This is a genomic window from Bradyrhizobium sp. USDA 327, assembly GCF_041262065.1.
Taxonomy (GTDB): domain Bacteria; phylum Pseudomonadota; class Alphaproteobacteria; order Rhizobiales; family Xanthobacteraceae; genus Bradyrhizobium; species Bradyrhizobium liaoningense.
On sequence record NZ_JBGCCW010000001.1, the window covers coordinates 5,731,406 to 5,753,308 of the forward strand.

Genomic DNA, 21,903 nt, shown 5'->3' on the forward strand with positions numbered 1-21,903 from the left:
AACTAAAAAGGCCCGCCAGAGGCGGGCCTTTTCGATGTCTCGTCGCGGCAGAGTCTCAGCGTAGATTCCCGCAGAAGCGCTGGATGCGCTTGCAGGCGTCTTCGAGATCCGAGGTCTTGGTCGCGTAGGAGATGCGGAACGCAGGTCCCAGGCCGAAGGCCGAACCCTGCACCACGGCGACGCCTTCGGTCTCCAGGAGCTCTGTGACGAACTGCTCGTCGTTGGAGATCACATTGCCCGACGGCGCTTTCTTGCCGATGGTGCCGGCGCAGGACGGATAGACGTAGAACGCGCCTTCGGGCCGTGGGCACTCGATGCCGCTCGCCTGGTTGAGCATGGAGACGACGAGGTCACGGCGCTCCTTGAAGACCTTGTTGTTGGCAGGAATGAACTCCTGAGGACCGTTCAGCGCCTCGACCGAGGCCCACTGCGCGATCGAGCACGGGTTCGAGGTCGATTGCGACTGGATCGTCGCCATCGCCTTGATGAGATGCGCCGGACCGCCGGCATAGCCGATACGCCAGCCGGTCATGCAATAGGCCTTGGAGACGCCGTTCACGGTGAGCGTGCGGTCGTAGAGACCAGGCTCGACCTGCGCGACGGTGGTGAACTGGAAGTCGTCGTAGACGAGATGCTCGTACATGTCGTCGGTCATCACCCAGACATGGGGATGCTTCACCAGCACGTCGGTGAGCGCTTTCAGTTCCGAACGCGTGTAGGCAGCTCCCGTCGGGTTCGACGGCGAGCACAGGATGACCCATTTGGTCTTCGGCGTGATCGCACGCTCGAGCGCGTCTGCCTGGAGCTTGAAGCCGGTCGCGGCGGTGCATACCACCGGCACCGGCTCGCCGCCGGCGAGCGCGACCATCTCGGGATAGCTGACCCAATAGGGCGCGGGAATGATCACCTCGTCGCCCGGATTGATGGTCGCCATCAGCGCGTTGTAGAGCACCTGCTTGCCGCCGGTGCCGACGATGATCTGGTTCGGCTTGTAGGCGACGCCGTTCTCGCGCTGAAACTTGGCGATGATGGCTTCCTTCAGCTCGGGGATGCCGTCGACCGCGGTGTACTTGGTCTTGCCGGCCTCGATGGCGTGGATCGCCGCCAGCTTGATGTTGGCGGGCGTGTCGAAGTCGGGCTCGCCGGCGCCCAGGCCGATGACGTTGCGGCCAGCCGCTTTCAGCGCGCGTGCTTTATCCGTGACCGCGATGGTCGCGGACGGCTTCACACGGTCGAGCGCAGCGGCAAGGAAGGACATCATCATCTCCTGGCGAGCGTCGTGAAGCCTTTCGCCTCACGACCCTGATTGTGGGAATGGGCCACCCTAAAACGTGTGCCGCTGCGCCGCAAGAAAACTTCGGCCCGATCTCGGAAAAGTTTGCGGATTCACGCGGGTTCGAGGGCATGATTCACCGCAATATTCCGCAACTTTGCCGCCGAAACCGCTCATAACCGGCAAGGCTTGTCCTCGGAGCAATTTGGGTGCTCGCCAGGAGGTCGTCATGCCCGGCTTGCGGTCTTCTGACGCTTCGCCGGCTCAACCCTGAGCAGCCCCGGACACTGAGCAGCCTCGGCAAAGCTTGGCTTAGCGAGGTCCCGGCATTCACGTCCTTCGCACCGCGTGGCAAGACGTGGATGGCCGGGACGAAGCCCGGCCATGACGGTGTGGAATCTTCAGTGCTTAACGAAATCGCCGAACGTCTCGCGACGATGCGCGGAAATACGTCCCGCGCGTTGACGCAAGTGTGAACTGAAGTGCATCGTCGCGCGGAAATGATCTTCCGCAGCATTGCAGTGCGGCAGGGTTTTCGAGTTTTTCTATCGGCCGGCTCTTGCGGCGGATTCGCATCGGCATCATTGTTTAGCCGCCTCGCGGGAGCAACGATTGCCGCGTCTTCACGTCCTCGGATTCGAACTGCAGAATGTACAAGCTCTATTCGATGCAACGCTCGGGCAACAGCTACAAGGTCCGCCTTGCGCTGGCGCTGCTCAACCTGCCTTACGAAGCGGTGGAGGTGGACATCCTGCGCGGCGAGAGCCGCACGCCGGACTTTCTGAGCAAGAACCCGTCGGGACAGGTGCCGCTGCTCGAAGTCGGCGAGGGCCGCTATCTCGCCGAGTCCAATGCCATCCTCTGGTACGTCGCCGTCGGCACGCCGCTCGCGCCGGAAAACCGCATCGACCGCGCCGAGGCGCTGCAATGGATGTTCTTCGAGCAGCACGCGCTCGAGCCGAACATCGGCGCCGCCTATTTCTGGCTGTCGCTGGTCAAGGGCGGCCGCGATCTCCAGACCCATTCGCTGGAGGACTGGATGGAGCGCGGCTATGGCGCGCTCCAGGTGATGGAGAACCATCTCAAGACCAACGCCTATTTCGCCGCGCGCCAGCTCACCGTCGCCGACATCGCGCTGTACGGCTACACCCACCTCGCCGACCGCTGCGACTTCGATCTTTCCACCTTCCCGGCGATCCGGGACTGGCTCGAGCGCGTCGAAGCCGCGCCCGGCTTCGTGACCATGGACTGGCGCCCGGCCGACATCGACGACCCCGCCAGCATCGCGGCGGGCGCCTGACGGCGCGCCGCGCTCGGGCGGAATAGCGGGCACAACGGCCACTTTGCCGCAATCTAGCCATTTTTGGCGCGATAGCCGCCGCAATATTGCCGGTTGAAACTGGGAAATTCCGGAAAGTCGCGGGTGATTCGCTCGCGTGTTGAAGGATTTAGACCATGATGCGGGCGTCCGGCACGGCAGGCTTTCAGAGCCCATCCGCTACCGTCGCGTCTTCCCGGCTCACCCATGCGGTCGCGGCCTCGCTCGCCGTCGCCGCGCTCTCGCTGTGCCTGATCGTCACCCTGACGGTGCTGTCGACCAAGGCGACCATGGCGATGGGCCTGCCGGTCTGATTCCCGTTTCATCCTGGACCTGCCTTCAGGGCGCCGTGCGGCCCGCGCCGACCGGCATCGCGACAGGACGTCGATGAAATCACCTGTGCTAGTCGTTGCAATCACCCTGACCGCGGCCATCCTGGTCGCGGCGTCGCTGCTGATCATCGTCGGCACGCGCAAGGGCGTGGGGACGTCGACGCTGAATGCGCCCGCACTGCAACAGCGCGTCAAGCACGCGCACATGGTCTAAAATCATCCGAAAGCTTTAGGCTTGCACGCAGGCGCGCCTTAAGCACGCCGCGCGAAACCGCATCGCTGTCGCGCAACAATCAGTCAGTGTTGCGGCCTGACCTCGTTCGTGAGGAGCGAGACTGGTCCATGCGGTTCGGATGGCGCGCGATCTCCGGTCCGGCGCTGACGGCAGCGGCCCTGCTGCTGGCAATGCTGCTCGATCGCCTTTTCCCTACCCCCTCGCCCGCGCCGCTGTTGGTCTGCATCGTGGCTCTCGCCGGCGCGCTCGCGGGTCTCGCCTCCGCCATGACGACCGCCGTTGTCGCAGTGATCGGCGCGGCGCTGTTCTTCCTCAACCGCCACGGCGTTTCCGGCTATGGCGCCGCCGATCTGGTCCGGCTCGGTCTCCTGACCGTCACGGCCGTCGGCACCGCCGGCATCACCGGCCTGATGCGCGAGCGGCTGCTCGGCACGGTCGCGGCCGAGCGCCGGAGCCATGCCACGGCCGCGCGGCTGTCGGCCGCGCTCGACCAGGTCGATATCGGCATCGTGCTGCTCGATGCCGAGACCCGGGCCGAATTCATCAACCGCGCGTTCCGCGATTATTTTGCAGTGCCCGACCAGATCGCCGAAAGCAAGCCGCCCTTCATCGCGCTGATGTATCACGGCCGCGACACCGGCGCGTTCGAGCTGCCGGAGGACGAGCTCGGCACCTTCATCGCGCGACGCATGGAGATGGTGCGGGTCGGCGATGCCACGCCGATCAACATCAAATTGCGCAGCGGCGAGGTGCTGCGCTTCGTCTGCACCGCGCTGCCCGACGGTGGACGCATGCTGAGCTACACCCCGGTGACCGACCTCGTGCGCCACACCGACGAGCCATCACGCGCCGACTACTACCGCTCGCTGCGCGACCCCGCAAACCGCAAGCTGACCCGCTACCTGCGCGTCGCGGAGTAATGCAACGGCGCGATTGATCGGCAGTGCGACCATCACGTATGAAGGACGCTTCATCGATCGCGGGAATTTCACATGTCGCTCACCATTCGCGCCGTCACGAGGCAGGACTACGATCAATGGCTGCCGCTGTGGGACGGCTACAATGCCTTCTACGGCCGCTCGGGCCCGACCGCCCTGGCGCCCGAAATTACGAAGATGACGTGGCAGCGCTTCTTCGATGCTTATGAGCCGATGCACGCGCTGGTCGCCGAGGACGACGGACGCCTGCTCGGGCTGACGCATTATCTGTTTCATCGCAGCACCACCGCGATCGAGCCGTCCTGCTATTTGCAGGATCTGTTCACGCTCGAATCCGCGCGCGGCAAGGGCGTCGCCTCGGCGCTGATCCATGGCGTCTATGAGCGGGCAAAGCTCGGGGGATCGCCGCGCGTCTACTGGCAGACGCACGAGACCAATCTCACGGCGCAGCGCCTGTACGACAAGGTCGCGGAGCGGTCCGGCTTCATCGTCTATCGCAAGATCTTCTGAGTCCTGCGCCCTTGATCCCTGTGGATAACTCCGCCTGTCACCCGCGCGTAACACAGCGAGACTAGGCTGCGGCTGCGTCTGGTCAGGCCCCCCGTCACCGATCAAGCGCCCCAAAGCGGTCCCCGTCAGTCGCCGCGTCTGACAGGGGCCGCATTTTTTTGTCCGGGATCGTCTGCATGGCAGCAGCGCAGGCATCAGCTTGCTGATGCGGCGCACGGTGGTCACAATGCGCCGCTGCTCATCTGACAGGATCTCCCATGGAAATTCGCAATCTCGGCGCCTCCGGCCTTCGCGTGTCTGCGGTCGGCCTCGGCTGCAACAATTTCGGCCAGCGCACGGATCTGGAGACCTCGCGCAAGGTGATCCATCGCGCGCTCGATCTCGGCGTCACGCTGTTCGACACCGCCGACATCTATGCCGGGATGGGCGGCTCGGAGACGGTGCTCGGCACCGTGCTCGGCGATCGCCGCAAGGACATCGTGCTCGCCACCAAATATGCCAAGCCGATGGCGACCGACGGCACCAGGCAGGGCGCCTCGCGCCGCTACATCATGGATGCGGTCGAGGCGAGCCTGAGGCGGCTCAAGACCGACTACATCGACCTCTACCAGCAGCACGATTACGATCCGCTGACGCCGATGGAGGAGACGTTGCGTGCGCTCGACGATCTCATCCGGCAAGGCAAGGTGCGCTACATCGGCAACTCCAACTTCCCGGCCTGGCGGATCGCGGAAGCCGAGTTCACCGCACGCGCGATGAATGTCAGCCGCTTCGTCTCCTGCCAGGACGAATACTCATTGCTGGTTCGCGACATCGAGAAGGACCTGCTGCCGGCTGCGCAAGAGTACAGGCTCGGCCTGCTGCCGTTCTTCCCGCTCGCGAGCGGCCTGCTGACGGGCAAGTACCAGCGCGGCACGGCGGCGCCCGCCGACACGCGCTTTGCCAAGGCGCCGGCGCTGCGCGACCGTTACGTCACGCCGCGCAACGAGGACATGGTCGAGAAGCTCCAGGCCTTCGCCAAGGCGCACGGCCGTTCGATGCTGGAACTCGCCTTCTCCTGGCTCGCCGCGCGCCCGCAGGTGTCGAGCGTGATCGCAGGCGCCACGCGCGTCGAGCAGATCGAGGAGAACGTGACGGCGATCGCCTGGAAACTCACCGTGGATGAGATGGTGGAGATCGACAAGATCACTCTGGGCTGAGCGCTGCGGCCCGCTACTTCGCGCCGCGCCCGACCGTCTGCACCACCTCGAAGCCCTCGAACTGGGGATGGCCGAGATAAAGCGGCTTGTTGTCTCCCGCCTTGTGATGTGCCGCGCGAAACGCCTCCGACTTGGTCCAGGCCTCGAACGCGGCGTGGTTCGCCCACACGGTGTGGGAGGCGTAGAGCGTGTGGTCCTCGAGCTCGGGGCCCCTCAGCAGATGGAATTCGACGAAGCCCGGCACCTTGTCGAGATGGGTGTCGCGCGAAAGCCAGACCTGCTCGAAAGCAGCCTCGGAGCCCTTGGCGACGCGGAAGCGGTTCATGGCGATGTACATGGATGGTCTCTCCTGATGCTCGGATCATCATGTCGTCATCCGGGACGCGCCGCAAGGCGCGGGCCCGGAATCCATTTTGCGGCAGAACGCGGTGAGGAATGGATTCCGGGTTCGCGCTGACGCGCGCCCCGGAATGACGACTTAGACAACCAGCCCCTTCATCGGCCTTGCTCCCGCGCTGTCCGGAAACACCGTCTCCGCCAGCACGCGATCGGACAGGCCGAACCGGTCCTGCAGCACGCCCTTGATCACGGAACGCAGGTCCGTCGTCGGCTTGAGGTCGCGGCCCTCATACAGGTTGGCGAGCTTGAGGCCAGGCCAGTCCGCGATGACGCGGCCGCCTTTCACCGCGCCGCCGGCGAGCAGCGCAATCGTTCCCGTGCCGTGATCGGTGCCGTCGGTGCCGTTGATGCGCGCGGTGCGGCCGAACTCGGTGGCGACGACGACGACGGTCTCGCGCCAGCGATCCCCCAGGCCGCTTTCGAACTCGGCGAGCGCGCCGTCGAGGCCGCCGAGCAGGAAGGCGAGACGCCCCACAGGGCCGCCTTCATTGGCATGCGTGTCCCAGCCGTCGAAGGCGAGCGCGGCGATGCGCGGGCCGTCATCGGCCGCCATCAGCTTCGCCGCGCCGCGCGCGACCTGCCGCATCTGCGCGACGGCGTTGCCGCCCTTCGCCTTCATATCTGCGCCAGCTGCGACCTTGTCGAGTTGGAGGCCTTGCGACAACGCCGAGGCCAGTGCGGGATCGCGGTGACGGTAGAGCTCCATGAGGCGCATCGCGGTGTCGTCATCCGCCTGCGGCAGCGCCACCGGCGCCCAGCCGACGGTGGGCGCGTTGCCACGCAGCACCAGCGGCGTGGTCGGCCCGACGGCGAGACCGCTCGACACGCGCTCGCCGCGCGGCAGCGCTTCCAGCGCGCGGTTGAGCCAGCCGGACTGCACGCGGCCCGGGCCGGCATAGCCGCTTTCGAGCACGTCCTGGCCGTCGAAATGCGAGCGGTCGCGGTAGGGCGTCGCCACCGCGTGGATCACCGCAGCATGCCTGTCGCGATACATGCGCGCAAATTCCGGCATCGCCGGATGCAGCGCGAAGAAGGAATCGAGCATGATCGCAGGATGGGCACCATCGGCGGTGAGCGTGATCGAGCCGTGCAGGCCGGCATAGTCAGGGTCGCCGATCGGCCCGACGGTCGAGAGACCGTCGAGCGCGCCGCGCAGGATCACCACGATCAATCGCGGATCGCGCCCATCGGCGGCGCGGGCGAATTTCGGCAGGTAAGCCCAGGCTGCAAAGGAGGCGCCGCCGAGCAGCAGGCCGCGGCGCGAGGTGAGGAGCCGGTTCTCGACGCAGTCGATCATCTTCATCTCCTCTGCATTTCCGGCGACATCAACAGCAGCGCCAGCGCCTGCTGTCGCGACTCCGCACGCTCGATCGTCCGCCGCGTCTCGGTCGAGGCTGCATCGGCGGCTGCGAACCCCAGGAGGTCGAGCGGATCGACGTTGTTGCCGAGCCGCGCGCCGATTTGCGCCGCGATGTCCAGCCTGAGCTTGATGCCTTCAGGCGCGGCCCAGGCGGCATTGGTGTCGGGAAAGCCGTTGGGGCCGGGCGGCGACCATAGCGGCTGACCGAGCAGGTTGAGGCCGTTGAGATAGCGGCCAGGGTCCTCCGGCACCTGCGCGAGCAGCCGGCCGCTCGCGACCAGGAAATCGTAAGGCGAGCGCATCTTGGTCGGCGGCGCCTTCCACGCTTCATCGGAATCGACCAGCGCCACGGCAAGCGCCTCGAGATCGCCGTCGGTCTTGACGAAGACGTCACGCAGGCGCGCAACCAGCGCCAGCGGCGGATCATCTGCGACGAAGTGACGAACGAATTTGGTGGCGATGAAATTCGCGGTCGACGGATGCCGCGCGAGGTCGACGAGCGCGGCTTCGCCCTGTGCGAGCCCGGTGGCTTCGTAACTCTTGCCGAGCAGGACTTGCGGCCCGGGCTGATGCGCATTGACGTTGAAGACGAAGGAGCCGGGGGACCCTAGCTGCCCCTGCCGGCCGGCAAAGGTCCAGCCGGTGATGATGCGCGCGAGCGAGGTGACGTCGCCTTGCGTGTAGCCGCCGCCGACGCCGAGCGTATGCAGCTCCATGATCTCGCGCGCTAGATTTTCGTTCAGCCCGCGCTTGCGATTCTGCCCGGCGCGCGAATCCGGTCCGAGCGATTGCTGGTTGTCGAGAAAGAACAGCATCGCGGGATGCTGCTCGACCGCCCTCAGCATGTCGGCGAAGCGCCCGAGCACGTGCGGCCTGATCGCCTCGCGCTCGAACGCACCGGCCCAGATCCGCGCCAGCTCGCCCTTGCTGGCGGAGATGCAGAAATGGTTGGACCAGAACGCGACGAGGCGCTCGGTGAAGCCGCACTCGGCCAGCGTCGCGCGCTGCAACCGCGCCAGCGCCTCGGCGCGAAACGTCTTCTGGATCACGTTGAGCGGCTGCGACGCCGGCTTTGCCGCATTGTCCGCCGGCTTCGCCTCCGCCATCCGGCCTGCGATCTCCGTCGCCGCCGCATTCAGCGAGGGATTGCGGCGGAGCCCGGCGTTCCGTTCGGTCGGCGCGGCCGGCGGCGTCTCAGCGGGCGCGGCGGCCTTCGCCGCCTCGCGCGCCTGCTTGACCTGGTCCTGATAGGCAAAGACGGCCTGCCCGAGTTGCGGCGTCGATTGCAGTCCCGGCGCTTCCAGCAGCACGCCGTTGGGACGCGCAAGCTCGGCCTTCACGAAGCCGCGCGGGTCGGAGCTTGCGTTGATGAGATCGCCCGACGCGCCGCCGCGGGCGCCGAAGCCAAAGCGGTTGAGCGCGACGAGGGCAGCTTGCGTATCGCGGGCCATCGGTCTGTCCTTGGCGCGTTGAAGCCGCTTTCCTGATGCGTGCGCGGCGCGTAATATACCGCAGCGACAGATGAACCCGACATGAAAATGTCGGCGAAGCTTCGGCGTAGATCATGACAAATCCGAAAGAATCCGCGTTGCAGGAACCACGCCGCCTCGCCTGCTCCCGCTGCGGCACCGAGTTCGGCTGCGACCTCTCGGGCACGTGCTGGTGCGCGGAGGAGACGGCAAAACTGCCGATGCCGCTTGCGGGCGAGGATTGTCTGTGCCGGGAGTGTTTGCGCAAGGCGGCGGCGGCGAGCGCTGCTCGTTAGATGCGAGAGCGCGCGACACACGCCAGTGTCGTCCCCGCGCACGCGGGGACCCATAACCCCAGGAAGAAGTTTGGCGACCATCGGCAACCGATAGATCACGCGGTATGGGTCCCCGCGTGCGCGGGGACGACAGTGGAAAGAGTGTGCCCTACACCGCAAAGCCCGGCGATGTCCGCGCCATTCCATCGAACGCGTCGAGCAGTCTTTCGCGCCAAGCATAGACCGGATCGTCCGCCTCCAGCAGCTTGAACGGGCTCACCACGCGCGCCCATTGAAAACCGCCGAACACGATATAGTCGGCGTAGTTCGGAGCGGTGCCGCCGAGATAGGGCTGTTTCTTCAAGGCCTGCCGCATCACCTCCAGCGACTTGCGGAACGCGACGACACCGGTGTCGCGGCTCGCCATCACCTCTTCCAGGCTCTTGCCGCCGAAGCGCGCCTCACGCGACTTGCGGAAATAGGCGGCGTCGACCTCGGCAAGGTTGTTCGGGATATCGGCGACGATCAGCGGAAAGATACCGCCGACGATGGCGATGTCGCCGAAGGCATTGATCATGCGCGCCATGGCGCGGCCGCCCTCGCCGCCGAACAACGACGGACGATCCGGAAAATTGTCTTCCAGATAATTCGCGATGGTCCAGGAATCGACCACGGGCTTGTCGTCGTGCAACAGCACCGGCACCTTCTCCGAGCCGTGCGGCGCGATCGCACTCTTCTCGGTGAAGCGCCAGGGCAGTGACTCCGCCGACAGCCCCTTGTGCGCCAGCGCCATCCGCGTGCGCCAGCAATACGGGCTGAAGGGACGAGAGGCGTCGGTGCCAACGAGTTCGTAGAGTTTGAGTGACATGGGCTGGCAGCCTCCTCTTGCTCCGTCATTGCGAGGAGCCCTTGCGACGAAGCATCCAGACTGCCGCCGCGGACGCATTCTGGATTGCTTCGCTGGCGCTCGCAATGACGATGTGGAGAGATCACCGCCCGTTCGTGCGCAGCAATCTCTCGCCGTCCTCCGTCACCGCGATGACCAGCCCCACGCCGGCTATCGTCTCGCGGGCGACGTAGCCGCGATCCGCGGCGTCTTCCCAGATGGTGAGGCGCGGGCACGAGGTTTTCCAGGTCGCGATCACCTCGGCATAGGCGCGCGGCTCGCGCGCGACCCATTCGACGAAGTCCAGCACCAGCGGATCGGCGTTGCAGCTCATTGCAAACCTCCCTTGTCGAAAGCGGCCAGCACCGGGGTACGAACCAGGAGCCAGCCGCCATAGGCGATGTAGTAGCAGGCAATGGTGGTGATCAGCTTGTTCGACCATGCCAGGAATTGCTGGTCGGTCATGGCTTCGAGGATGCGCCGCGCCAGCGTGGTGCCGAGCATCGAGGCTGCAATCGCGACGCCGGCGAGCACGGGATCGAGGCTCGCGGCCTGGTCGATGATGCCGCCGAAATAGAGGAGCTTGGTGAAATGGCTGACGAGCTGGCACATCGCCTTGGTGGCGACCTTCTCGCGCCGGCCGAAATTGCCGCCGAGGAAGAAGGTGTCGAGCAGCGGGCCGGAGACGCCGGTCATCAGCATCAGGCCCATGCAGATCGTGCCATAGACCGTGCCCTGCCAGAGACGGTCGGGATCGGGCTTGATGTTCGCCGGCAAGAGCCGCGCCATGAACGGCGTGACACCCAGCATCAGCAGCGCGACCGGCTTGTCCGGCACGTAGCGGGTGAGCGACCAGGCCGCGAGCGCGACCGCGCAGCCGACCAGATAATTCGCGACCGGTCGCCAGCGGATATGCGCCCGCCACAGGAAAGCGCGCCAGCCGTTCGAGGCCATCTGCGTGATCGCATGCAGCACCATCGCGGTCGGCAACGGCATCAGGGCCAGGAGCACGCCGATCAGGATCAGCCCGCCCGCCATGCCGAACAGCCCCGACAGGAACGCGGTGCCGACCATCAGCAATCCGAGGGCCGCGATCATGAGGGGCGTCACGCGCAGGATCTCCAAGTTCTCGGGTCAGGGACGCAGGCTGCTAAGGTGAACGTGCCTCGCTTGCCCCTTCTCCGCAAACTGAGTTATCTTGGCCTGGCATCAGCTTTCCTGAGGGTCGGTCAATTTGCGGCGGTTGCTGTTTCTCAACGGCATCAAGGCGTTCGAGGCGGCGGCGCGGACCGGCAGCTTTGCTGCGGCCGGGCTGGAGCTGAGCGTGTCGGCGGCCGCCGTCAGCCGCATGGTGCATCTGCTCGAAGAACGGCTCGGCGTCGCGTTGTTCGAGCGCAAGGCCAACCGCCTGGTGCTGACGCAGGCCGGCCGCGCCTATCAGAGCGGGCTGACCCCGATCTTCGATGCGCTGGCGAGCCTCACCGCGCAGGTGACGGCGCCCTCGAGCGTGCGCGTGCTCACCATCGGCGTCGGCCACACCTTTGCGATGCGCTGGCTGATCCCGCGCCTGTCGGAGTTTCGCAGCGAGGAGCCCGACATCGAGGTGCGCTTCACCACCGGCGGCGCGTCGGTGCCGTTCGGCGAGGACTGGAGCTGCGGCATCAAGCTCGGCACCGGCGACTGGCCCGGCCTCGTCGCCGAGCCGCTGTTTGCCGGCGACCTTACGCCGGTCTGCGTGCCACGCCTCGCGGGTGGGCTGAAGCGCCCGGCCGACCTGAAGGGACCGAGCCTGATCCGCGTCGCGCACTCCGCCGAGGACTGGCCGATCTGGCTGAAGGCCGCGGGCGTCGCGCGGATCAACGCGCGTGGGCCCGAGTTCCAGTTCTACGGCCAGGCACTGCAGGCCGCTGCCGACGGGCTCGGCATCGCCATGGGCATCCGCCCCTATATCGACGACGATCTCGCCGCCGGCCGGCTGGTGGCGCCATTCGACCTCTCGGTGCCCAAGGGAATGCGCTGGTACCTGCTCTATCGCAGCTTTCAAACCGAGCAGCGCGACTTTGCCGCCTTCCGCCGCTGGATCATGCGCGCGGCCTCGGAACCCGCCGCCCGCCCCCGCCGGATCGGCCGCGCCGGCGCGCGGAACTGAAGTCTTTTCGACAAGCTTGAGCAAAAAAACCGCGTGGCTTGTGAACCGCTTCACATTCTGAAACCCGCAATCGTGGTCCCCTGACCCTCCGAAAAAAAGTGGGACCTACACTCATGACGACCCTTTACGACGGCTTTGACATCGAATCCTTCGAAGCTGGCAAGGGGCTGTGGCACGCGCGGATCCGCCGGGCCGATTTCAGCCCGGTAGCCATCGACGGCGTGCTGTTTCCTGCCATGGAAGTCGGCTTCGCCTGGCCCGATCCCGATGCGGCGATCGCCGATGCCAAGCACCACATCGATCGCTTCCGCCGGCGGGCCGAAGGCGACGACGAATAGCCCAGCGGGTCCGCGGGCGGACCAGAGAAAAAGCGCGCAGGGGGGAACACCGGTCATGTCCATCATCGAAACCGACGCAGCGCGGCCGCGGATCTACACCCGCGCGGTGCTGTCCAACTGCCCGGAATGCGACGGCGATCTCGCGGTGCTCCGCGTGATCGCCGGCCGCGCCGGATGCGAGTACTGGACCATGCGCTGCAGCGATTGCGGCGGCATCCATCTCGACATCCTCGAACCGCATGTCCCGGCCGAAGACGACGGCGGGCCGCTGCCGGCGGCCTGAAGGTCCCGGCCTGCTGCCAACCTGCTGTCAGCAGCCTGCATGGAGGCGGCCATTCGCCCTTTATTGCGGGGCGGACTCGTCCCATATTCGGCTGATGGCGAAGAAACCTGCATCCTCCAAAAAGTCCGGCAAATCCCCCAAGACCAAGGCTCCGAACTCGAAGGCTCACCGCCCCGACGTGCAGCCGATCGGGCCGGCGCTGGCCGAGCTGCTCAATCCCGCGATCAATCGCGGCGATGCGGGCCTGGGGTCGGGCACCGGGCTGCAGCCGCCGCCGGACAATTCGCGCGACCGCCGCGCCGGGGGCGAGGCCGCCGCGCATCGCGCGCGCGCTTCGACGCCGAAGGAGTTCCCGCAGGATGCCGCGCGGCCGATGCCGCTGCGGCCCAATCCGCAGCCGCCGGGCGCCCGTGAGTCCAGTGAGCTTGCAGGATTGGACGAGGCGCCGCAGGCCAATTACGGCACGGCTGCCACGATCCCGACGCTCGATCCGGAACTGGCCCGGCAGCTCGGCCTTCCCACCGAGGAGGACGATGCTGAAGCGCTGGCCCGCCCGCCGCGCAGCAAGATGGAGGCGCTCGGCGTCAAGGCCACAGCGGATGCGCTGGAGTCGTTGATCCGCGAGGGCCGGCCGGAGTTCCGCAAGGGCGACGGCTCCATGAAGGTGTGGACGCCGCACCGACCGCCGCGCCCGGAGAAGTCCGAAGGCGGCGTGCGCTTCGAGATCAAGTCGTCCTACGAGCCCAAGGGCGACCAGCCGACCGCGATCGCCGAGCTGGTCGAGGGCATCAATCGCAACGACCGCAGCCAGGTGCTGCTCGGCGTCACCGGCTCGGGCAAGACCTACACCATGGCCAAGGTGATCGAGGCGACGCAGCGCCCGGCCCTGATCCTCGCGCCGAACAAGACGCTCGCCGCCCAGCTCTACGGCGAGTTCAAGAACTTTTTCCCGGACAACGCGGTCGAGTACTTCGTCTCGTACTACGACTATTACCAGCCGGAAGCCTACGTTCCGCGCACCGACACCTATATCGAGAAGGACTCCTCCATCAACGAGCAGATCGACCGCATGCGCCACTCGGCGACGCGCGCGCTGCTCGAACGCGACGACGTCATCATCGTGGCGTCGGTGTCCTGCATCTACGGTATCGGTTCGGTCGAGACCTACACCGCGATGACGTTCGCGCTGAAGAAGGGCGAGCGCATCGACCAGCGCCAGCTGATCGCCGACCTCGTCGCGCTCCAGTACAAGCGAACCCAGGCCGATTTCACCCGCGGCACCTTCCGTGTCCGCGGCGACGTCATCGACATCTTCCCGGCGCACTATGAAGACCGCGCCTGGCGCGTGAACCTGTTCGGCGACACCATCGAGACCATCGAGGAGTTCGACCCGCTCACCGGCCACAAGCAGGACGAGCTCGAATTCATCAAGATGTACGCCAATTCGCACTATGTGACGCCGCGCCCGACGCTGGTGCAGGCGATCAAGTCGATCAAGTCGGAGCTGAAGCAGCGGCTCGACCAGCTGCACGACCAGGGGCGCCTGCTCGAGGCGCAGCGGCTGGAGCAGCGCACCACCTTCGACCTCGAGATGATGGAGGCCACGGGAAGCTGCGCCGGCATCGAGAACTATTCGCGCTACCTCACGGGACGCCGTCCCGGCGAGCCGCCGCCGACGCTGTTCGAATACGTCCCCGACAACGCGCTGATCTTCGCCGACGAGAGCCACGTCACCATCCCGCAGATCGGCGCCATGTTCCGCGGCGACTTCCGCCGCAAGGCGACGCTGGCGGAATACGGCTTCCGCCTGCCCTCCTGCATGGACAACCGCCCCTTGCGCTTCGAGGAGTGGGACATGATGCGGCCGCAGACCGTCGCCGTCTCCGCCACGCCCGGCAGCTGGGAGCTGAATGAGAGCGGCGGCGTCTTCGTCGAGCAGGTCATTCGCCCCACCGGGCTGATCGATCCGCCCGTCGACATCCGCCCGGCCCGTACCCAGGTCGACGATCTCGTCGGCGAGGTGCGCGCCACCGCGCAGGCCGGCTATCGTTCGCTGATCACGGTGCTCACCAAGCGCATGGCGGAGGACCTCACCGAATACCTGCATGAGCAGGGCATCCGCGTCCGCTACATGCACTCGGACATCGACACCATCGAGCGCATCGAGATCATCCGCGACCTGCGCCTCGGCGCGTTCGACGCGCTGGTCGGCATCAACCTGCTGCGCGAAGGCCTCGACATTCCCGAATGTGCCCTGGTCGCGATCCTCGACGCCGACAAGGAAGGTTTTTTGCGCAGTGAAACGTCCTTGATTCAGACCATCGGCCGCGCCGCGCGCAACGTCGACGGCAAGGTGATCCTCTATGCCGACCAGATGACCGGCTCGATGGAGCGCGCCATCGCCGAGACCAACCGCCGCCGCGAGAAGCAGGTCGAGTACAACACCGCCAACGGCATCACGCCGGAGAGCGTGAAGAAGCAGATCGGCGACATCCTCAACTCGGTCTACGAGCGCGACCACGTGCTGGTCGAGGTCGGCGGCCACGACATGACCGACGACGTCATCTCGATCGGCCACAATTTCGAGGCCGTGCTCGCCGATCTCGAAACCCGCATGCGCGAGGCCGCGGCCGACCTGAACTTCGAGGAAGCCGCCCGCCTGCGCGACGAAGTCAAGCGCCTGCGCGCGACCGAGCTCGCCGTGGTCGACGACCCCACCGCCAAGCAGCGCACCGTGCAGGGCAAGGCCGGCGCCTATGCGGGAGCGAAGAAGTACGGCGACGCCGCGAATTTGCCGGTCAGCGCGATGAAAAAGAAGACCGTAAGCTCCGCGCTGAAAGCCAGCGGCGGCGGCAGCGGCTCGAAAGTGCACAAGCCGCATCTCGACGAGATGCACGGCCCGGAATCCCTGCCCTACCGCGAGGGTCGCGCGCTCCCGTCAAAGCCGTTCGGCAGCACCAGCCGCATCATCCAGCCGACGGACTCGAGGCAGTCCGGTCCGGAGTTCGGGCCGGCGCCGAAGTCGACGGGCGGGATGCCGGGGCGACGGGGCGGGTGGAAGAAGAGGTAGGCGCAACCGTGCGAGTGGTGGCTATGGATTCCGGGCCCGCTGCTTCGCGCGCCCCGGAATGACAGGGAGTTAGAGCTTCCCTGCCCGTTGATCTGGCTCTGCCGAGCGATTTCGTGGATCGATACTCCACGTCGCGGTTCCATGCGCCTGCGCCGCCGTGACGTTGCGCATTGCGCCATGCGCGCCACGCAACCGGACGGGCGGGAATTCCTGCATACCGCAATTCAACCCGCAATTGCACGCCATGAACCAGGCATGGCGCTCGCGCGTCATATCGTCTGCAACATCCCCGTGACTTTGCGGATTGCCGGGGCGCGAGACGCGCGTTGGCGTTGCGCGACGGCACGGGGCCAAACGAGGACGGGCGGGATGACGGTCGAGAAGCTGAATCGCCAACGCGTGCTGCATCTGCTCGACGCCTTCGCGCGCGGGGATATCGAGACGGCGCTGTCCTGCTGCACCGACGACGTCGACTTCCTCACCCACGCGCCGACCGACGTGCTGCCGCACATGGTGCCGCGCCACGGCAAGCAAGAGCTGCGCGAGCTCTGGCAGACGGTCTGGTCGCGCTATTCGGAAATCCGCTACAAGGCGCCGCACATCCTCGCCGAAGGCGAGGCGGTCGCGACCTACATGCACACCTATTTCAGGAAGCGCAGCAACGACCGCATCGTGCAGTTCGACATGGCGGTGTTCTACACCTTCCGCGGCGGGCTGGTGGCGGAGATCCGCGAGATCATCGATTCCTACGACCTGGTGCAGCAGGTGCTGGAGCGGGAGATCGGGCCGCTGATCACGGGGGCGCGGGGGGATTGATGCTTCTCCCCTCGCCTGGAACCCGCGTCGGCTCGCGTACGGACCCGGAAGATTACGGGGTTCTGTTGTAAATCTCACAAAATCCGTTCAATGGTGCATTGCAAAAATGTGAATTGCGTTTTGGCCGAAACCGCTTATTTTATTCGTATACAAACGAGTTGAACCCCGGCACCGAACTGTGCGTGGGGTTGTTTTCCGTTTCTTTCGCAAGCCAGCTTCAGGACTGCCCAAAATGACAGAGCACAGTCTCTGGCGTTTCTCGCGCGCGTTGCACCGCGCGATCAACGACCGGCATTTCGAGGACATCGAGACGCTTATCGACGAGGACGTCGAATGGGCGCTCTACGGCCCGATCGACATGTTTCCGTTCCTCGGCGCGCGCCAGGGCAAGGAGGCCGTGCTCGACGTCATCCGCCAGTTCGCCGACAATTTCCACGTTCGCCGCTTCGACCGCGAGAGCATCATGCTCGGCGTCGATTCCGCCGCCTCGATGCTGCGCTATTCACTGACCGCACTGGATTCCAACAAGCCGATCAGCTTGCGCGTGGCGCAGTTCGCCCAGTTCAGGGCGGGCAAGCTCGTCAGCATGCGCGTGCTGATCGACACCTTCGATCTGGTCGAGCAGGCACTCGGCCGCGCCATTCATCTGCCGAAGATGACCAGCGTCGGCTGAGGGGGACGCCAACGGGCCCCGCTTGTCGGGACCGATGACAAGGCTACCGCGACGTCCTGGCCTCCAGCCCCGCCGGATGCCGTCGCATCAAGAGCTCGTCGTCGGGCGCGCGCGGTTCGCGCGGCCCGTTGGTTCGCGTCCCCTTGGAGAACCGCCACAATTCCGCAACGATGGATCAGCATCCTGTGAGCGGAATGGCGCATGGCTGAACGCCGATGTATATCATCGGGAGGCATGCGCTGGGGTTCGCGGGCAGGACGATGGAATTCTCGACAGGGTTTGGCTGGACCAGGCTGCCGGTGCTGGCGGCCGCATTCGTTCTGGGCTCGGTGCTGACGGTCTCGGCGCAGATCATTCCGCCGGTCGCAGCCGTGCCCGACGAGGAGGCCGAGACCGAGGCCGCCGAGACCCCCGACGTCAACGACCCGGACGTGCTCAAGGGCATCGACGTCGACAAGCTCGACTGGAGCCAGCTCGCGGTCGATGCCGGGACCGGTATCGACCCCATGGCCGCCAAGAAGCGCGCCCAGGCCGCAGCCAGGGACGGCCTGGACTGGTCCTCGAACCCCAACGCAAACGGCTCCTCGGCAGTGACCGTGAAGCAGTCCGTGTCCTCGTTCTGGGATACGCGGATCGGCGCCGACATGACGGTGACGAGCGAGCCGCGGACGATGTCCGAACTGCTGGCGCAGAAGGCCACCAATGGCGGCAGCCTGCCGCAATCCTCCGGCAGCGCCTGGGCTGCGGCGACCGCGCCGGGCGCGGGCTCGCTCTGGGACAAGACCGCCGTGGAAGCCCGGGTCGATCCCGGCGCCGAGCACAGCAAGATCGGGGCATCGCTGACCAAGTCGGTGCCGCTGTCGGGCGACACCTCGCTGACGCTGCAGAACGGCTACAGCGTCAACCAGCAGGGCACCACCGCAGTCCCCGGCATCGGCGGACATGTCACGCGCAATTACGAGACCGACCAGACCGCCAAGGTCACCCTCACCGACACCGGCACCAGCATCACCGCCGGCCAGACGCTGTCGACCACCGACGACAAATGGCTGCGCAAATTCGGGGCCGAGCAGAAGCTGTTCGACAACGTCACCGTCTCCGGCTCGGTCGGCGAGACCGCGCAAGGCACGATCAACAAGAGCCTGACGGCAGGGTTCAAGAAGAGCTGGTGAGCCCTTCGCCTCTCCCCACGTGCGGCAGGGCTATCGCACATTAGACGTGGCTATGGGCACCGACTGTGTCCACGGCGTCATGGCCGGGCTTGTCCCGGCCATCCACGCCGTTCCACGCAGCACAAAGAACGTGGATGCCCGGGACAAGCCCGGGCATGACGACCTCTGCAAAATTCAAATGCGATTCCCTGCCGCCTGCGGGGAGAGGGCCATCACCGCGACAGCGTTCATACTCTCCTAACCATGCGCCACGGCAAAACCCCTGAATCGTCCGGCCTTGCCGCATCTCGGCCCATTTGCGGCCAAATTCGGACGCACAGATGGGGGAGCCTCACAGACGTCGTCGTGCGGGGGACACTCGCGCTGCGCTCAACGCGAACAGGGGAACAACGATGAACGCCACCCGTCCCGAAAAGATCGAAGCCACCGAGACCGAGACGGTCGACACCAACCTCGCCGCCGTGACCGAGGTCGAAGCCGGCATCCGCGATTTCGTCCGCAACGACATCGCCTATCTGCGCCGCCCGGCCGCGACCACCACGGACGCGCCGCCGCTCGACCCGAGCGCGGAAGCCACCGTCAACAACGTCAACTCGCTGATCCAGCGCGTCGCCGGCACGTCGCTCGCCGAGATCGAGAACTTGATCTCCGAGCTCGAGAGCCTGCGCGACCTGCTCCACGCCGAAGGCCAGCGCGTCCAGCGCGAGATCTCCGGCTACGCCCAGCTCAGCCAGGCCGCAATGAAGTCGACCCGCATGATCGCCGACAACGTCGCGCAGTGGAAGCGCGCCGCCGACGGCCTGCGCAACAGCTGATCGCTCGACCGACGCATCATTGCCCGCCGCGTTCCCGGAAGGGAGCGCGGCGGTTTGATTCAGGGGGTGCGATCTCCCCAACGAAGGTGTCCTCGCCCGACTTGATCGGGCGATCCAGTACTCCGGGACGGTGAGGCAAGAGCCGAGAGGCCGCGGCGTACTGGATGCCCCGGTCAAGCCGGGGCATGACAGTGGAGGGTGTTGCTGCGAAGGACGGCAGCGCGGCAGTGAACACGCGGTCACGCGGCCCGACACAGCCCCACCTTTGAACCCTCCACCCCTCTCCGGCGACAAACGCCAAGCGCTCGTGGCCGTTTTGGCCGAGCCTTGGGGACATGTCATGGAAAGCATTCGGCCCGACAACACGGACCCTATATCGCTGCGGCCCGCGCCGAATCAGCTCGGCATCATCATGCTGCGCTTTGTCGGATTGCTGGCGGTTGCGATCGCGGTGCTGGCGTTCGTCTACAGTCGCTGACAGAGGGCCGGACGCCGGCCCCCTTAAAGCGCGATGCGATTCGGATGAAGCGTCGTCGCGGTCCAGATTGTCGTTTAAGCAGATCGTTCCTGAAACCGCTGCGCGCTTTTCCCAATCATGCTTCAGAAATCAACGACCCCTTATCGGGCGGCCTCCACGGTCGAGGCGTCAAGGGTGTAGCCGCCATCGGCATAGCCCTTCACCACCATGCCGGCGACCAGCATCACGGCGAGCGTCGCGGTCGCGAAGATGAATCCAACGAATTTGAGTGCGCCGCGGTCTGCCATGGTCCTCGTCCCCTGTCCTCTGCAATTCGCTTCAAATAGACAGCGACAGGTTCATAATTAGTTAGCAACTTACTGGTTCCCGCCAAACTGCTCGCGGTAACCATGTTGCGCAGGCTTATGGCAGCCACCCGGAATCGCGTCCATAGCGCGGGGGCAACACTCGCGCACTCATTTGCACGTTCATTCTGGAACGAGTCTAAGCGCTGTTCGCACGCGTCGGCACGAACGCGCTGGCGGTGATGGAATAGACTTCCTCGCCGCGCTGGCTGGTGCCGGTGGTCCGGGCCGTCAGAATGCCCCAGCCGGGGCGCGAGGCGGAGGTGCGCTTGTCGACGACGACGTTGACGAAAGCAACGGTGTCGCCCGCGAGCACGGGCCTGATCCAGCGCAGGTCGCGAAAGCCCGGCGACGGGCCCCACACCGCGACCTCCTCGCCGCGCGAAGCGGCTTCCCGTGCCAGACGCTGGCCGTCGGCGACAAGCAGGCTCATGCAGGCGGAGCCGACATGCCAGCCGGAGGCGGCGAGCCCGCCAAACAGCGAGTTCTTGCCTTCCTCCTCGTCGAGGTGAAAACGCTGCGGATCGAACTTTGCGGCGAAAGTCTTGATGGCCTCGGCCGTGAACGTATAGCTACCGATCTCGCGGCGCTGTCCGATCGCGATGTCTTCGAAGAACCGCATCAGACCGCTCCCTCGCGCCGCCTGATCAGGATCGGCGAGGTCATCTCGGCGAGGGCCTGCCCTGCCGCGTTGCGCACGATGCATTTGAACTTGACGATACCGAGCTCCGGTCGGCTCTTCGAGGTGCGCGCCTCCACGACGTCGACGTCGAGCATGAGATCGTCGCCGGGTCGAAGTGGCGACAGCCAGCGCACCTCATCCACGCCGGGCGAGCCGAGCGATGCGGCGCGGGTGATGAAGCCGTCGGCCATCATCCGCATCATCAGCGAGCACAGGTGCCAGCCCGAGCCGGACAGGCCGCGCAGCATGCTTTTCGCCGCCGCCTCCTCGTCGAGGTGCATCGGCTGCGGATCGAACTCGGCGGCAAAGGCCAATATCTCGTCGCGGGTGACATGGCGCGGGCCGAACGTTCCGAACCGGCCGGGCGGGAAATCTTCAAAGGTCAGGGTCATCTTGGGATTGGTTGGCGGAAATGACAGATTGTGGCCGCACTTTGCGGCAATCTCAACCCGCCGGCCCGCATGGCTCGTGCTACATATGGGGTGTCGGCGTTGGTCCTGAGTCGGATCTACCGACGGCCGAGGCCTGATCTGCCCCTGGGGAGAGCGATGTTTTCATTCAGCGACCTGTTTCAATGGGACCGCTTCATCACGCCGACGATCATCAAGACCTTCTACTGGCTGGTGATCGCGCTGATCTGCCTGTTCGGCCTCTCCGGCATCTTCTCTGGCCTGGCTGCGATGGCGATCAGCCCGTTCGGCGGCTTCCTGGTGCTGCTGTCCTCGATCGCCAGCGTCGTGGTCGGCATCGTGTTCTCGCGCATCGTCGCGGAGCTGATCCTGATCGTCTTCCGCATCAATGAGCATCTCGGCGCGATCCGCGACCAGGGCGGCGGGATGCGGTGAGGCTTCTCGTGTCCCGGACGCGGCGCGGCATGAAATGACGCGAC

Annotated in this window: 27 protein-coding genes; 17 read left to right on the forward strand and 10 right to left on the reverse strand. The window is 65.8% G+C overall.

The window, feature by feature from the left end:
• Positions 1-55: 55 nt before the first annotated feature.
• Positions 56-1,258, reverse strand: a complete 1,203-nt coding sequence (locus tag ABIA42_RS27020) for a pyridoxal phosphate-dependent aminotransferase (RefSeq protein WP_370119385.1) — start codon at positions 1,256-1,258, stop codon at positions 56-58.
• Positions 1,259-1,922: 664 nt separating this feature from the next.
• On the opposite strand from ABIA42_RS27020, the gene ABIA42_RS27025 reads away from it, so the two are divergent.
• The 6 genes from ABIA42_RS27025 to ABIA42_RS27050 all read left to right on the forward strand — a co-directional run bounded on the left by ABIA42_RS27025 (position 1,923) and on the right by ABIA42_RS27050 (position 5,805).
• Positions 1,923-2,573, forward strand: coding sequence for a glutathione S-transferase family protein (locus ABIA42_RS27025; protein WP_194391563.1), 651 nt, complete (start codon positions 1,923-1,925; stop codon positions 2,571-2,573).
• 155 nt (positions 2,574-2,728) lie between these two features.
• Positions 2,729-2,905: a hypothetical protein gene (locus tag ABIA42_RS27030; RefSeq protein WP_162832045.1), complete on the forward strand. Its 177-nt coding sequence runs from the start codon at positions 2,729-2,731 to the stop codon at positions 2,903-2,905.
• Between the two features lie 73 nt (positions 2,906-2,978).
• Positions 2,979-3,137: a hypothetical protein gene (locus tag ABIA42_RS27035; protein WP_370119382.1), complete on the forward strand. Its 159-nt coding sequence runs from the start codon at positions 2,979-2,981 to the stop codon at positions 3,135-3,137.
• 128 nt (positions 3,138-3,265) lie between these two features.
• Complete coding sequence (locus tag ABIA42_RS27040) at positions 3,266-4,078, forward strand: PAS-domain containing protein (RefSeq protein ID WP_370119379.1); 813 nt, start codon at positions 3,266-3,268, stop codon at positions 4,076-4,078.
• 72 nt (positions 4,079-4,150) lie between these two features.
• Positions 4,151-4,606 carry an N-acetyltransferase family protein gene (locus ABIA42_RS27045; RefSeq protein WP_370119376.1) on the forward strand — a complete coding sequence of 152 codons (456 nt, stop codon included), beginning with the start codon at positions 4,151-4,153 and terminating at the stop codon, positions 4,604-4,606.
• 257 nt (positions 4,607-4,863) lie between these two features.
• On the forward strand, positions 4,864-5,805 hold the full coding sequence (locus ABIA42_RS27050; protein WP_370119373.1) for an aldo/keto reductase: 942 nt from the start codon (positions 4,864-4,866) through the stop codon (positions 5,803-5,805).
• Positions 5,806-5,818: 13 nt separating this feature from the next.
• On the opposite strand, the gene ABIA42_RS27055 is transcribed toward ABIA42_RS27050, so the two are convergent.
• The 3 genes from ABIA42_RS27055 to ABIA42_RS27065 form a co-directional block, all read right to left on the reverse strand.
• Positions 5,819-6,142, reverse strand: coding sequence for an antibiotic biosynthesis monooxygenase (locus ABIA42_RS27055; protein WP_024340421.1), 324 nt, complete (start codon positions 6,140-6,142; stop codon positions 5,819-5,821).
• A 141-nt stretch (positions 6,143-6,283) separates the two neighbouring features.
• The gene (locus ABIA42_RS27060; protein ID WP_370119370.1) at positions 6,284-7,501 is read right to left on the reverse strand and encodes a DUF1501 domain-containing protein; all 1,218 of its coding nucleotides are present in this window, start codon (positions 7,499-7,501) and stop codon (positions 6,284-6,286) included.
• 2 nt (positions 7,502-7,503) lie between these two features.
• Positions 7,504-9,015, reverse strand: a complete 1,512-nt coding sequence (locus tag ABIA42_RS27065; RefSeq protein ID WP_370119367.1) for a DUF1800 domain-containing protein — start codon at positions 9,013-9,015, stop codon at positions 7,504-7,506.
• A gap of 113 nt (positions 9,016-9,128) precedes the next feature.
• Here ABIA42_RS27065 and ABIA42_RS27070 point away from each other — a divergent pair, with 113 nt between their 5' ends.
• Positions 9,129-9,329 carry a cysteine-rich CWC family protein gene (locus ABIA42_RS27070; protein WP_370119364.1) on the forward strand — a complete coding sequence of 67 codons (201 nt, stop codon included), beginning with the start codon at positions 9,129-9,131 and terminating at the stop codon, positions 9,327-9,329.
• 148 nt (positions 9,330-9,477) lie between these two features.
• Here ABIA42_RS27070 and ABIA42_RS27075 read toward each other — a convergent pair whose 3' ends face one another.
• The 3 genes from ABIA42_RS27075 to ABIA42_RS27085 all read right to left on the reverse strand — a co-directional run bounded on the left by ABIA42_RS27075 (position 9,478) and on the right by ABIA42_RS27085 (position 11,304).
• Positions 9,478-10,176, reverse strand: coding sequence for a glutathione S-transferase family protein (locus ABIA42_RS27075; protein WP_370119361.1), 699 nt, complete (start codon positions 10,174-10,176; stop codon positions 9,478-9,480).
• 121 nt (positions 10,177-10,297) lie between these two features.
• The gene (locus ABIA42_RS27080; protein WP_239621247.1) at positions 10,298-10,528 is read right to left on the reverse strand and encodes a hypothetical protein; all 231 of its coding nucleotides are present in this window, start codon (positions 10,526-10,528) and stop codon (positions 10,298-10,300) included.
• Complete coding sequence (locus tag ABIA42_RS27085; protein WP_370119357.1) at positions 10,525-11,304, reverse strand: TSUP family transporter; 780 nt, start codon at positions 11,302-11,304, stop codon at positions 10,525-10,527. The genes ABIA42_RS27080 and ABIA42_RS27085 overlap by 4 nt, the downstream gene beginning before the upstream one ends.
• Positions 11,305-11,428: 124 nt before the next feature.
• On the opposite strand from ABIA42_RS27085, the gene ABIA42_RS27090 reads away from it, so the two are divergent.
• The 9 genes from ABIA42_RS27090 (at position 11,429) to ABIA42_RS27130 (ending at position 19,988) form a co-directional block, all read left to right on the forward strand.
• Positions 11,429-12,343, forward strand: a complete 915-nt coding sequence (locus tag ABIA42_RS27090) for a LysR substrate-binding domain-containing protein (protein WP_271532075.1) — start codon at positions 11,429-11,431, stop codon at positions 12,341-12,343.
• A gap of 113 nt (positions 12,344-12,456) precedes the next feature.
• Complete coding sequence (locus ABIA42_RS27095; RefSeq protein WP_028176666.1) at positions 12,457-12,681, forward strand: hypothetical protein; 225 nt, start codon at positions 12,457-12,459, stop codon at positions 12,679-12,681.
• A 55-nt stretch (positions 12,682-12,736) separates the two neighbouring features.
• Entirely contained in the window at positions 12,737-12,964 is a 228-nt protein-coding gene (locus ABIA42_RS27100) for a hypothetical protein (RefSeq protein ID WP_028176665.1), read from the forward strand.
• A gap of 94 nt (positions 12,965-13,058) precedes the next feature.
• The gene (gene uvrB / locus ABIA42_RS27105) at positions 13,059-16,034 is read left to right on the forward strand and encodes an excinuclease ABC subunit UvrB (RefSeq protein WP_370119352.1); all 2,976 of its coding nucleotides are present in this window, start codon (positions 13,059-13,061) and stop codon (positions 16,032-16,034) included.
• A gap of 369 nt (positions 16,035-16,403) precedes the next feature.
• The gene (locus tag ABIA42_RS27110; RefSeq protein WP_271532071.1) at positions 16,404-16,850 is read left to right on the forward strand and encodes a nuclear transport factor 2 family protein; all 447 of its coding nucleotides are present in this window, start codon (positions 16,404-16,406) and stop codon (positions 16,848-16,850) included.
• A gap of 232 nt (positions 16,851-17,082) precedes the next feature.
• Positions 17,083-17,523, forward strand: coding sequence for a nuclear transport factor 2 family protein (locus ABIA42_RS27115; protein ID WP_370119349.1), 441 nt, complete (start codon positions 17,083-17,085; stop codon positions 17,521-17,523).
• 260 nt (positions 17,524-17,783) lie between these two features.
• Positions 17,784-18,695 carry a hypothetical protein gene (locus tag ABIA42_RS27120; RefSeq protein ID WP_370119346.1) on the forward strand — a complete coding sequence of 304 codons (912 nt, stop codon included), beginning with the start codon at positions 17,784-17,786 and terminating at the stop codon, positions 18,693-18,695.
• A gap of 392 nt (positions 18,696-19,087) precedes the next feature.
• On the forward strand, positions 19,088-19,510 hold the full coding sequence (locus ABIA42_RS27125) for a hypothetical protein (RefSeq protein ID WP_028176660.1): 423 nt from the start codon (positions 19,088-19,090) through the stop codon (positions 19,508-19,510).
• A 340-nt stretch (positions 19,511-19,850) separates the two neighbouring features.
• Positions 19,851-19,988 carry a hypothetical protein gene (locus ABIA42_RS27130; protein ID WP_271532065.1) on the forward strand — a complete coding sequence of 46 codons (138 nt, stop codon included), beginning with the start codon at positions 19,851-19,853 and terminating at the stop codon, positions 19,986-19,988.
• 140 nt (positions 19,989-20,128) lie between these two features.
• Here the strand turns inward: ABIA42_RS27130 and ABIA42_RS27135 are convergent, their stop codons facing one another.
• From ABIA42_RS27135 to ABIA42_RS27145, 3 genes are all read right to left on the reverse strand, one after another.
• Positions 20,129-20,275, reverse strand: coding sequence for a hypothetical protein (locus tag ABIA42_RS27135; RefSeq protein ID WP_194391538.1), 147 nt, complete (start codon positions 20,273-20,275; stop codon positions 20,129-20,131).
• A gap of 196 nt (positions 20,276-20,471) precedes the next feature.
• Entirely contained in the window at positions 20,472-20,954 is a 483-nt protein-coding gene (locus ABIA42_RS27140) for a MaoC family dehydratase (protein ID WP_370119341.1), read from the reverse strand.
• A complete protein-coding gene (locus tag ABIA42_RS27145; RefSeq protein ID WP_271532061.1) occupies positions 20,954-21,406 on the reverse strand; it encodes a MaoC family dehydratase in 453 nt (150 codons plus the stop codon). Before ABIA42_RS27145 ends, ABIA42_RS27140 begins: the two co-directional genes overlap by 1 nt.
• Positions 21,407-21,562: 156 nt before the next feature.
• Between ABIA42_RS27145 and ABIA42_RS27150 the strand changes: the two genes are divergently transcribed.
• Positions 21,563-21,859: a DUF4282 domain-containing protein gene (locus ABIA42_RS27150; protein WP_018648333.1), complete on the forward strand. Its 297-nt coding sequence runs from the start codon at positions 21,563-21,565 to the stop codon at positions 21,857-21,859.
• The last annotated feature ends 44 nt before the right edge of the window (positions 21,860-21,903 follow it).

Coding starts and splice junctions, on each gene's coding strand:
- ABIA42_RS27020 (WP_370119385.1), bottom strand. CDS start 1,258: ATGTCCTTCCTTGCCGCTGCGCTCGACCGTGTGAAGCCGTCCGCGACC.
- ABIA42_RS27025 (WP_194391563.1), top strand. CDS start 1,923: ATGTACAAGCTCTATTCGATGCAACGCTCGGGCAACAGCTACAAGGTC.
- ABIA42_RS27030 (WP_162832045.1), top strand. CDS start 2,729: ATGATGCGGGCGTCCGGCACGGCAGGCTTTCAGAGCCCATCCGCTACC.
- ABIA42_RS27035 (WP_370119382.1), top strand. CDS start 2,979: ATGAAATCACCTGTGCTAGTCGTTGCAATCACCCTGACCGCGGCCATC.
- ABIA42_RS27040 (WP_370119379.1), top strand. CDS start 3,266: ATGCGGTTCGGATGGCGCGCGATCTCCGGTCCGGCGCTGACGGCAGCG.
- ABIA42_RS27045 (WP_370119376.1), top strand. CDS start 4,151: ATGTCGCTCACCATTCGCGCCGTCACGAGGCAGGACTACGATCAATGG.
- ABIA42_RS27050 (WP_370119373.1), top strand. CDS start 4,864: ATGGAAATTCGCAATCTCGGCGCCTCCGGCCTTCGCGTGTCTGCGGTC.
- ABIA42_RS27055 (WP_024340421.1), bottom strand. CDS start 6,142: ATGTACATCGCCATGAACCGCTTCCGCGTCGCCAAGGGCTCCGAGGCT.
- ABIA42_RS27060 (WP_370119370.1), bottom strand. CDS start 7,501: ATGATCGACTGCGTCGAGAACCGGCTCCTCACCTCGCGCCGCGGCCTG.
- ABIA42_RS27065 (WP_370119367.1), bottom strand. CDS start 9,015: ATGGCCCGCGATACGCAAGCTGCCCTCGTCGCGCTCAACCGCTTTGGC.
- ABIA42_RS27070 (WP_370119364.1), top strand. CDS start 9,129: ATGACAAATCCGAAAGAATCCGCGTTGCAGGAACCACGCCGCCTCGCC.
- ABIA42_RS27075 (WP_370119361.1), bottom strand. CDS start 10,176: ATGTCACTCAAACTCTACGAACTCGTTGGCACCGACGCCTCTCGTCCC.
- ABIA42_RS27080 (WP_239621247.1), bottom strand. CDS start 10,528: ATGAGCTGCAACGCCGATCCGCTGGTGCTGGACTTCGTCGAATGGGTC.
- ABIA42_RS27095 (WP_028176666.1), top strand. CDS start 12,457: ATGACGACCCTTTACGACGGCTTTGACATCGAATCCTTCGAAGCTGGC.
- ABIA42_RS27100 (WP_028176665.1), top strand. CDS start 12,737: ATGTCCATCATCGAAACCGACGCAGCGCGGCCGCGGATCTACACCCGC.
- uvrB (WP_370119352.1), top strand. CDS start 13,059: ATGGCGAAGAAACCTGCATCCTCCAAAAAGTCCGGCAAATCCCCCAAG.
- ABIA42_RS27110 (WP_271532071.1), top strand. CDS start 16,404: ATGACGGTCGAGAAGCTGAATCGCCAACGCGTGCTGCATCTGCTCGAC.
- ABIA42_RS27115 (WP_370119349.1), top strand. CDS start 17,083: ATGACAGAGCACAGTCTCTGGCGTTTCTCGCGCGCGTTGCACCGCGCG.
- ABIA42_RS27120 (WP_370119346.1), top strand. CDS start 17,784: ATGGAATTCTCGACAGGGTTTGGCTGGACCAGGCTGCCGGTGCTGGCG.
- ABIA42_RS27125 (WP_028176660.1), top strand. CDS start 19,088: ATGAACGCCACCCGTCCCGAAAAGATCGAAGCCACCGAGACCGAGACG.
- ABIA42_RS27130 (WP_271532065.1), top strand. CDS start 19,851: ATGGAAAGCATTCGGCCCGACAACACGGACCCTATATCGCTGCGGCCC.
- ABIA42_RS27135 (WP_194391538.1), bottom strand. CDS start 20,275: ATGGCAGACCGCGGCGCACTCAAATTCGTTGGATTCATCTTCGCGACC.
- ABIA42_RS27140 (WP_370119341.1), bottom strand. CDS start 20,954: ATGCGGTTCTTCGAAGACATCGCGATCGGACAGCGCCGCGAGATCGGT.
- ABIA42_RS27145 (WP_271532061.1), bottom strand. CDS start 21,406: ATGACCCTGACCTTTGAAGATTTCCCGCCCGGCCGGTTCGGAACGTTC.
- ABIA42_RS27150 (WP_018648333.1), top strand. CDS start 21,563: ATGTTTTCATTCAGCGACCTGTTTCAATGGGACCGCTTCATCACGCCG.